Source organism: Streptomyces sp. URMC 129, assembly GCF_051386415.1.
In the GTDB taxonomy this organism is placed as follows: Bacteria; Actinomycetota; Actinomycetes; order Streptomycetales; family Streptomycetaceae; genus Streptomyces.
Window position 1 is genome coordinate 22465 of sequence record NZ_JBPQTQ010000076.1, and the last position, 8133, is coordinate 30597.

The 8133-nt window shown below is 75.2% G+C and carries 9 protein-coding genes; 4 read left to right on the plus strand and 5 right to left on the minus strand.

Features of this window, described 5'->3' with window-relative positions; all coding sequences use genetic code 11:
• Window positions 1-240: 240 nt before the first annotated feature.
• Genes ACSNOC_RS16980 through ACSNOC_RS16995 form a run of 4 tightly spaced genes read right to left on the minus strand, consistent with a single transcriptional unit; the run spans window position 241 to window position 3368 of the window.
• On the minus strand, window positions 241-915 hold the full coding sequence (locus tag ACSNOC_RS16980) for a response regulator (protein ID WP_436748300.1): 675 nt from the start codon (window positions 913-915) through the stop codon (window positions 241-243).
• Entirely contained in the window at window positions 912-2252 is a 1341-nt protein-coding gene (locus ACSNOC_RS16985) for a sensor histidine kinase (RefSeq protein ID WP_436748301.1), read from the minus strand. The genes ACSNOC_RS16980 and ACSNOC_RS16985 overlap by 4 nt, the downstream gene beginning before the upstream one ends.
• Window positions 2253-2265: 13 nt before the next feature.
• Window positions 2266-2544 (minus strand): PspA-associated protein PspAA, encoded by a 279-nt coding sequence (gene pspAA / locus ACSNOC_RS16990; protein ID WP_436748302.1) that lies wholly within the window; start codon window positions 2542-2544, stop codon window positions 2266-2268.
• 29 nt (window positions 2545-2573) lie between these two features.
• Complete coding sequence (locus tag ACSNOC_RS16995) at window positions 2574-3368, minus strand: PspA/IM30 family protein (RefSeq protein ID WP_436748303.1); 795 nt, start codon at window positions 3366-3368, stop codon at window positions 2574-2576.
• Window positions 3369-3631: 263 nt separating this feature from the next.
• Between ACSNOC_RS16995 and ACSNOC_RS17000 the strand changes: the two genes are divergently transcribed.
• Together ACSNOC_RS17000 and ACSNOC_RS17005 are read left to right on the plus strand one after the other, a co-directional pair.
• Window positions 3632-4231 carry a DUF3043 domain-containing protein gene (locus ACSNOC_RS17000; RefSeq protein ID WP_436748304.1) on the plus strand — a complete coding sequence of 200 codons (600 nt, stop codon included), beginning with the start codon at window positions 3632-3634 and terminating at the stop codon, window positions 4229-4231.
• A 240-nt stretch (window positions 4232-4471) separates the two neighbouring features.
• Entirely contained in the window at window positions 4472-5512 is a 1041-nt protein-coding gene (locus ACSNOC_RS17005; RefSeq protein WP_436748305.1) for a S1C family serine protease, read from the plus strand.
• A gap of 18 nt (window positions 5513-5530) precedes the next feature.
• On the opposite strand, the gene ACSNOC_RS17010 is transcribed toward ACSNOC_RS17005, so the two are convergent.
• Window positions 5531-5740, minus strand: a complete 210-nt coding sequence (locus ACSNOC_RS17010) for a hypothetical protein (protein WP_436748306.1) — start codon at window positions 5738-5740, stop codon at window positions 5531-5533.
• A 110-nt stretch (window positions 5741-5850) separates the two neighbouring features.
• Between ACSNOC_RS17010 and ACSNOC_RS17015 the strand changes: the two genes are divergently transcribed.
• Together ACSNOC_RS17015 and ACSNOC_RS17020 are read left to right on the plus strand one after the other, a co-directional pair.
• On the plus strand, window positions 5851-7050 hold the full coding sequence (locus ACSNOC_RS17015; protein ID WP_436748307.1) for a bifunctional adenosylcobinamide kinase/adenosylcobinamide-phosphate guanylyltransferase: 1200 nt from the start codon (window positions 5851-5853) through the stop codon (window positions 7048-7050).
• Between the two features lie 31 nt (window positions 7051-7081).
• Window positions 7082-8133, plus strand: a 1052-nt coding sequence (locus ACSNOC_RS17020; RefSeq protein WP_436748308.1) for a nicotinate-nucleotide--dimethylbenzimidazole phosphoribosyltransferase, incomplete at its 3' end; no start/stop codon positions are given.

An 8133-nucleotide genomic window follows, 5' to 3' on the forward strand; every position in this document is an offset into this window, starting at 1 on the left:
CGGACGGGCCGCCCGGCCGGAGCCCTAGAACCTCTCTTCCGGGTCTTCGCGGGGCCACGACGCTCCCCCAGCCCGGCGGCTGGGAGGTGCCCCCACCGTTACGAGCCGCGATCCGGCGCCTTGCCGGCGCATGGGGGTACCTTCCGGGCCCCCGAGGGGCCCGGGGGAGCCAGACGCCGCAGCCTGATCCTCCCCCGGACCGGCGTCCGGGAGGTGCCCCCACGATCCGGAAGACAGGCTCTAGCCGGAGCGGGGGCGGACCAGGCCCGTCTCGTAGGCGGTGACGACGAGCTGGGCGCGGTCGCGGGCGGAGAGCTTGGTCAGCAGCCGGTTGATGTGCGTCTTCACCGTCAGCGGGCTGACGGACAGGCGTCGCGCGATCTCGTCGTTGGACAGGCCGCCCGCCACCTCGACCAGCACCTCGCGCTCGCGGACGGTCAGCACGTCCAGCGCCGAGGAGTCGGGGGCCGGGCGGTCGCCGTGGGGCTGCTGGGCCAGGAAGCGCGCGATCAGCCCGCGCGTCGCCGAGGGCGACAGCAGCGCCTCGCCCGCCGCCGCCAGCCGGATCGCGCTGAGCAGCTCGGCGGGCTCGGCGCCCTTGCCGAGGAAGCCGGAGGCGCCCGCGCGCAGCGCCTCCACCACGTAGTCGTCCGACTCGAAGGTGGTGAGGATCACCACCTTCACCCCGTCGAACGCCGGGTCCGCGCCGATGGCCCGGGTCGCGGCCAGGCCGTCCATGCCCGGCATGCGGATGTCCATCAGCACCACGTCCGCGCCCTGGTCGCGGATCACCTTCAGCGCCTCGGCGCCGTCCGACGCCTCGCCGGTGACGGTCATGCCGGGGTCCGACTCGACCAGCACCCGGAACGCGCTGCGCAGCAGCGCCTGGTCGTCGGCGAGGACCACCCGGATCACGCGCACCACCCGCCGCGCCGGGCGGTGGGCCGCTCCCGCGGCTCCACCCCGCTCTCGGGCGGGCGCGGCGGCGCCTGGAGCGGCAGGGTGACCCGCACCCGGAACCCGCCGTCGTCCCGCGGGCCCGCCTCGCAGGTGCCACTGAGCGCGGTGGCCCGCTCCCGCATCCCGGTCAGGCCGTGGCCGCTGCCGTTGCGGCGCCGCACCTCCTCGCCGTCCCCGCGCTCACCGCCGTCACCGGCGGGGCGGGGGCCGTCGTCCTCCACGGTGATGTGCAGCGCGGCGCCCGCGGCGCCGCCCGAGCGGACGATGCGGACGCGGGCGGTCGCCTCCGGTCCGGCGTGCTTGTGCACGTTGGTCAGCGCCTCCTGCACCACCCGGTACGCGGCCAGGTCGACGGCCGAGGGCAGCGGCTCGGCGGCGCCCGGGGCCTCCACCGTCACCGCCATCCCGGCCTGGGCGAAGCCCTCGACCAGCTCGTCCAGCACGCCCAGGCCGCGGACCGGCTCGGTCGGCGCGATCGGCTCGTCCTGGTGGCGCAGCAGCCCGACCGTCGTCTGCAGCTCGGCCAGCGCCCGGCGGCTGGCATGGCGGATGTGGCCCAGCGCCTCCATCGCCTGGTCGGGGCGGGTGCTCATCACGTGCGAGGCGACCCCGGCCTGGACGTTGACCAGCGCGATGTGGTGCGCCACCACGTCGTGCAGCTCGCGGGCGATCCGCATCCGCTCCTCCGCGACCCGGCGGCGGGCCTCCTCCTCGCGGGTGCGCTCGGCGCGCTCGGCGCGCTCCCGGATGGCGTCCACCATGGCGCGGCGCGTGCGCACCGCCTCGCCCATCGCGGCGGCCAGGGCGGTCCAGGCGAACACGCCCAGGTTCTCCGGGTCGTACCAGGGCCGGACCCCCATCACCATCGCGGCCGGGGTGAACAGGGCCGTGGTGAGCAGGCCCAGCTTCAGCGTCGTCGCGCGGTCGGTGGCCAGGGCGACGGTGAACAGCGCCACGACCACGAAGATCACGATCGAGGAGTGCCGCTCGGCGGCCGTGTAGGACCGGGTGCCGAGGAACAGCTCCAGCATCGCCGTGGCGCCGACAGTGAGCAGGACCTTCTTCGGGAACACCCGGCGCAGCGTCAGCGCGGCGGCGGCCAGCCCGTACAGCGCGAGGGTGTGCGCGGCGAGGTGCCGCTTGCCGAAGCCGGAACCGCCGTCCGGCGTGCGGGACTCCGTGACGGAGACGCAGAGCGCGAAGCCGAGCACGGCGAGCGAGAGGAGCGCGTCGAGCGCCAGGGGGTGGGCCCGGAGCCACTGCCGGGCCTGGGCGACCTGCGGATGCGTCACGGCCGGGGGGCTTCTAGTCCGGGATGAGGCCGTCTTCGGTGAGCAAGGCGCGCACCTCGGCGATGGACGCCTCGGGCGCCGGGAGGATCAGCTCCGACGGCTCCAGCGCGTCGTCGGGCAGCGGCGTGCCCATCGAGCGGACGGCGTCCAGCAGAGCGGCGAGGGTGCGGTGGAAGCCCTCGCTGTCGCCGGACTCGACCTCGGCCATGAGCTCGTCGTCCAGCTGGTTGAGCGCGGGAAAGTGGCTGTCGTCCAGCCTGACCTGTCCCTCCCCCATGATCCGCACGATCATGTCGCCCTCCGAACGTGCTCCGAAGATCGTCACTGCTTGTCGAACTTGGGGGATTCCTGACGCTGGTCCTGGCGCTCGTCCGCGGCGGCACCGGTGCCGCCTCCTTCGATGGCCTGGCGCTGGGCGGCGGGACCGCCCGCCAGCTCCGCCTTCATCCGCTCCAGCTCGAACTCTACGTCCGCGTTGCCCGCGATGCGGTCCAGCTCGGCGGTCAGGTCGTCCTTGGAGGTGCCGGTCGGGTCGTCCAGGGCGCCCGAGGCGAGCAGCTCGTCGATGGCGCCGGCCCGGGCCTGGAGCTGCGCGGTCTTGTCCTCCGCGCGCTGGATGGCCATGCCGACGTCGCCCATCTCCTCGGAGATGCCGGAGAACGCCTCGCCGATCCGGGTCTGCGCCTGGGCCGCCGTGTAGGTGGCCTTGATCGTCTCCTTGCGGGTGCGGAACGCGTCCACCTTCGCCTGGAGCCGCTGGGCCGCGAGGGTGAGCTTGTTCTCCTCCGTCTGGAGGGTCTCGTGCTGCTGCTGGAGATCCGCGATCTGCTGCGCGAGACCGGCCTTCCGGGTCAGCGCCTCGCGGGCCAGGTCCTCCCGGCCGAGGGCGAGGGCCTTCTTGCCCTGGTCCTCCAGCTTGGCGGACTGGTTGTTGAGCTGGTTGAGCTGGAGTTCGAGGCGCTTCCTGGAGGTGGCGACGTCGGCGACGCCGCGCCGCACCTTCTGGAGCAGCTCCAACTGCTTCTGGTACGAGTAGTCGAGCGTCTCCCGGGGATCCTCAGCCCGGTCGAGGGCCTTGTTCGCCTTAGCGCGGAAAATCATTCCCATCCGCTTCATGACACCGCTCATGGGCTTCGCGCGCCCCCTTCATGACGGACTCGAGCCGGAAGGCCGTGCTTGCTGCTGATCCCCTCCTACCCTACGGGGCCTGTATCCATGAGAGCACCGAACGACCGCCTTCCGGCTCCTCCCTCAGAATGATCGCCCCCGGCCGGGGTCCCGCCTGAGGAGTAGGGAGGAGCAGGGCGGCCGGGGGGGCGTTGCAGGATCGTTCCCCCTGGGTGGGAGGGGCCGGGGCGGCGAGACCGTAGGCTGGAGGCGTGTTCCGAAGCCGTTCGAAAGAAGCCCCCGAGAAGAACAGCCCCGAGCCCGAGGCGGAGCAGCCGCAGGGCCGGGACCCCCAGGCGCCCAAGGGCCGCCCCACGCCGAAGCGCAGCGAGGCCGAGGCGCAGCGGCGTGCCGTCGTGAAGCCGTCGACCAACCGGAAGGAAGCGGCGCGGCGCGCCCGCGAGGCGCGGCGGGCGCAGCTCGCCAAGCAGCGCGAGGCGCTGCTGTCGGGCGACGAACGGCACCTCCCGGTCCGCGACCGCGGCCCGGTCCGGCGCTTCGCGCGGGACTTCGTGGACACCAGGTGGCACGTGGCGGAGTTCTTCCTGCCGACGGCGGTGCTGATCCTGATCCTGAGCATGCTGCCGTCCCTCCAGGCGCGGAACGTCGCGCTGCTGCTGTGGCTGGTGGTGATCCTGGCGATCGTGGTGGACTCGGTGCTGCTGACCCGCCGCCTGAAGAAGCAGCTCCGCACCCGTTTCCCGAACGAGAACGTGCGCGGCGCGGTGCCGTACGCCCTGATGCGCACCATGCAGATGCGCCGGATGCGTCTCCCCCGCCCCGCGATCAAGCGCGGCGACGCCCCCCGCTGAGCAGCCCCGGCCGGGCGGCCCGAGCACGGCGGCAGCAAGGCCCCGACGAGGCGGCACACGCACCGCCCTGCCGGTCCCGGGGCTTCCGCAAGCGCCGGTATGCGTGCCGCGGATGCTGTCGGTCCGGCGGACACTCCCGCGGTCGGCCGCGCGACGCGGACCCGGCCCGGGGAGGGCTCCTCGCCGGAACGGGCTAACTCCGGGCCGGGGTCGGGGCCGGGGTGTGACCAGAATGCCGTTATGGCCCTGACCACACCTGCTCCGGCCCTGCTGTGCGCGGCGGTGCTGATCGCCGGGGGCTCGGGCTGCACCCCGGGTTCCTCCTCCGCGGGGCCGGAGAGGGGCACCCGCGCCCCGGCGCCCACGGTCACCGCCGAGCTGCAGGACGCCTACCAGCGGGTGGTCAACGACGTGCTGCCGTCCGTCGTCCAGATCACCACCGAGGACGGCCTCGGCTCCGGCGTGGTCTACGACGACGACGGGCACATCGTCACCAACGCGCACGTCGTGGGCGAGGGCGAGGAGTTCGAGGTGCTGCTCGCCACCGGGCAGGAGCCGGAGCGGGCGGAGCTGGTGGCGAGCTATCCCGAGCAGGACCTCGCCGTCATCAAGCTGACCGACGTGCCGGACCGGCTGCGGCCGGTCACGTTCGGGGACTCCGCCAAGGTCGAGGTCGGGCAGATCGTGCTCGCCATGGGCAACCCGCTGGGGCTGTCCTCCAGCGTCACCCAGGGCATCGTGTCGGCGGTCGGCCGCGCCGTCAGCGAGGGCGAGGGCGAGGCGACGCTCGGCAACATGGTGCAGACCTCGGCCGACATCAACCCCGGCAACAGCGGCGGCGCGCTGGTGAACCTGTCCGGGCACGTCATCGGCATCCCCACGCTGGCCGCCCGCGACCCGGGCCTCAGCGGCGGCCAGGCGCCCGGCATCGGGTTCGCCATCCCGGCCTCGACCGTGACGTTCCTCACCGACCAGATGATCGAGCACGGCCGCGTCGTGGACTCCGGCCGCGCCGCGCTCGGCGTCTCCGTCCGGACGGTGCTCGGCGACGGCTTCGAGCCCGCCGGGGCGGCGATCGTGGAGACCACGGAGGGCGGCCCGGCCGACCGCGCGGGGCTGCGGCCGGGCGACGTCGTGGTCGGGGTCGGCGCGGACGAGGTCACCGACGTCGTCTCGCTGGCCGAGGCGCTGGCCGCCCGCCGCCCCGGCCGGACGGTCGAGGTGGTGTACGAGCGGAACGAGGACCGGCGGACCACGGAGGTCACGCTCGGCGAGGCGTAGCGGCGGGGGCGCCGGGGGCTACTCCTGGGCGGCGTGCAGGCTCATCGGCCCGTACACCTTGGTGCCGTCCTCCAGGAGGGACACCTGGTCGATGCCGTCGGCCAGCAGCTCGGGCCACGCCTCACCGATCCAGGACTCCGCGTCGCCCTGGGTGCCGAAGTCGCCGGGGGCCTGCGACGGCTCGGCCAAAGAGCCGTCAGCCTTTTCGAACCGCCACTCCCACGCCATGCGAAACCTCCCGATCCCAGCCCGACTTGCCTGATCGCAGACTAAATCACGGCCGGGCCCGGAGCGCACCACCGCGCGCGGCGCCGAAGGCGGGACGAGAGGATCCGGATGTGTACGTCACTCTGCTCGGCACCGGCGCCCCGGCCGGCCTGCCCCGACCCGGCTGTCCCTGCGCCGCGTGCGCCCGCTCGCTCGGCGACCATGTCCGCACGGCGACCGCCGTGCTGGTCGACGGCGTGCTGCTGCTCGACCTGACCCCCGGTGCCGCGCTGGCGGCGGCCCGCGCCGGGGAGTCGCTGCACGACGTGCGGCAGGTGCTGCTCAGCCACCCGCACGACGGGCCCGCCCTCGAACTCCCCTCCGAACTGCCCGCCCCGGTCCGGCTGCCGGACGGCCGGGAGCTGACCCTGCTCAGCGGCCACCGGGTGCGGGCCGTGCCGGTGGACGCGCCCGGCACCGGGTACGCCGTGACCGGGCCCGACGGCGGGCGCGTGCTGTACCTGCCGCCGGGCGCGGCGCCGGCCGGACCGTCCGACGGGCCGCCGTACGACCTGTGCCTGCTGGACGTCACCGGCCGGCCGGACGCGGCTGCGCGGCTGCGCGCGGCCGGCGCGATCGGCCTGACGACGGACGTGGTCGCCGTCCACCTGGATCACGGGGTGCCGCCGGGCGCGGAGCTGCGGCGCAGGCTCGCCGCGGCGGGCGCGCGCGCCGCGGCGGACGGCGCGCGGCTGACGGTGGGCGACTTCCGGAACGTTCCCGACCTGCCCCGCCGCACCCTGGTCCTCGGCGGCGCCCGTTCGGGGAAGTCGGCCGAGGCGGAACGGCGGCTGGAGGCGTTCCCCGACGTGGTCTACGTGGCCACGGGCGGGCGGCGCGCGGACGACCCGGAGTGGGCGGCCCGGGTCGCGGCGCACGTCGAGCGGCGCCCGCCGGGCTGGTCCACGGTGGAGACGTGCGACCTGGTGCCGCTGCTGGCCGAGGACGAGGGGCCGCCGCTGCTGATCGACTGCCTCGCGCTGTGGCTGACCGACGCGATGGACGCGGTCGGCGCGTGGGAGGACGAGCGGTGGTCGGGCGGCGGGGCGGCGGCGCTGGCCGGGCGGATCGCGGCCCTGGCCGGCGCGGTCCGCGCGACGCGCCGCCGGGTCGTCATGGTGAGCAACGAGGTGGGCTCGGGCGTCGTCCCGGCGACACCGGCGGGCCGCCGTTTCCGCGACGAACTCGGCCGTCTGAACGCGGCGGTGGCGGCCGAGTGCGAGCAGGTCCTGCTGGCCGTGGCCGGGACGGTTCTGCCGTTGCGCGAGTAGGCGCGAGCAGGGCGGCGGTAGTCTCGTGCGCATGAGTGACGGCGGTCTCAACCTCGACGATTTCGGTGATCTCATCGAGCGGCCGAGCGCCCGGCTGCGGCGCCGGGCCGAGGAGCGGCGGGCACGGACCGGCTTGCCGGTCAAGGCACTTGGGCGTCTGGACGAGCTGGGCGTCTGGCTGGCCGCCGCGGGGTCCCGGGTCGAGCGGCCCCGGGTCGTGCTGTTCGCCGGGGACCACGGCGTGGCGTCGCTCGGCGTCTCGGCCCGCCCGGCGGGCGGCGCGGCGGAGCTGGTGCGGGCGGTGCTGGACGGCACCGGCCCGGGTGCCGTGCTGGCGCGCCAGGCGGGGGTGCCGGTGCGGGTGGTGGACATGGCGCTGGACTGTCCGCCGCAGGAGCTGCCCGAGGAGGTGACCCGGCACCGGGTGCGCCGGGGCTCGGGACGGCTGGACGTCGCGGACGCGCTCACGGCCGAGGAGGCGGAGCGGGCGTTCCGGGCGGGCATGACGATCGCGGACGAGGAGGCCGACTCGGGGACGGACCTGCTGCTGCTCGGCGACGTCTCGGTCGGCGGCACCACGGCGGCCGGGGTGCTGATCGCGGCGCTGTGCGGCACCGACGCCTCGGTCGTCACCGGGCGCGGGGGCCTGCGGATCGACGACCTGACGTGGATGCGCAAGTGCGCGGCGATCCGGGATGGGCTGCGCCGCGCCCGGCCGGCGCTGGGCGACCAGCTCCAGCTGCTCACCGCGGTCGGCGGCGCGGACCTGGCCGCGACGACGGGCTTCCTGCTCCAGGCGGCGGTGCGCCGCACGCCGGTCGTCCTGGACGGCGTCGTCTCGGCGGCCTGCGGCCTGGTGGCCCAGCGGATCGCGTTCCGCGCGCCCGACTGGTGGCTGGCCGGTCACGCCAGCGGGGAGCCGGGCCAGGCCAAGGCGCTGGACCGGATGGCGATCGAGCCGCTGCTCGACCACGGCGTGACGACGGGCGAGGCCACCGGCGCCCTCCTGGCGCTGCCGCTCCTGCGCGCCGCCGCCGCCCTGGCGACGGAGCTCCCCGAACTCCCCGCAGACCTGTCTCTTAT

Bases quoted from the DNA above. Each gene is read 5' to 3' on its own strand.
- pspAA (WP_436748302.1), bottom strand. From the start codon at position 2,544: ATGATCGTGCGGATCATGGGGGAGGGACAGGTCAGGCTGGACGACAGC.
- ACSNOC_RS16995 (WP_436748303.1), bottom strand. From the start codon at position 3,368: ATGAAGCGGATGGGAATGATTTTCCGCGCTAAGGCGAACAAGGCCCTC.
- ACSNOC_RS17005 (WP_436748305.1), top strand. From the start codon at position 4,472: ATGGCCCTGACCACACCTGCTCCGGCCCTGCTGTGCGCGGCGGTGCTG.
- ACSNOC_RS17010 (WP_436748306.1), bottom strand. From the start codon at position 5,740: ATGGCGTGGGAGTGGCGGTTCGAAAAGGCTGACGGCTCTTTGGCCGAG.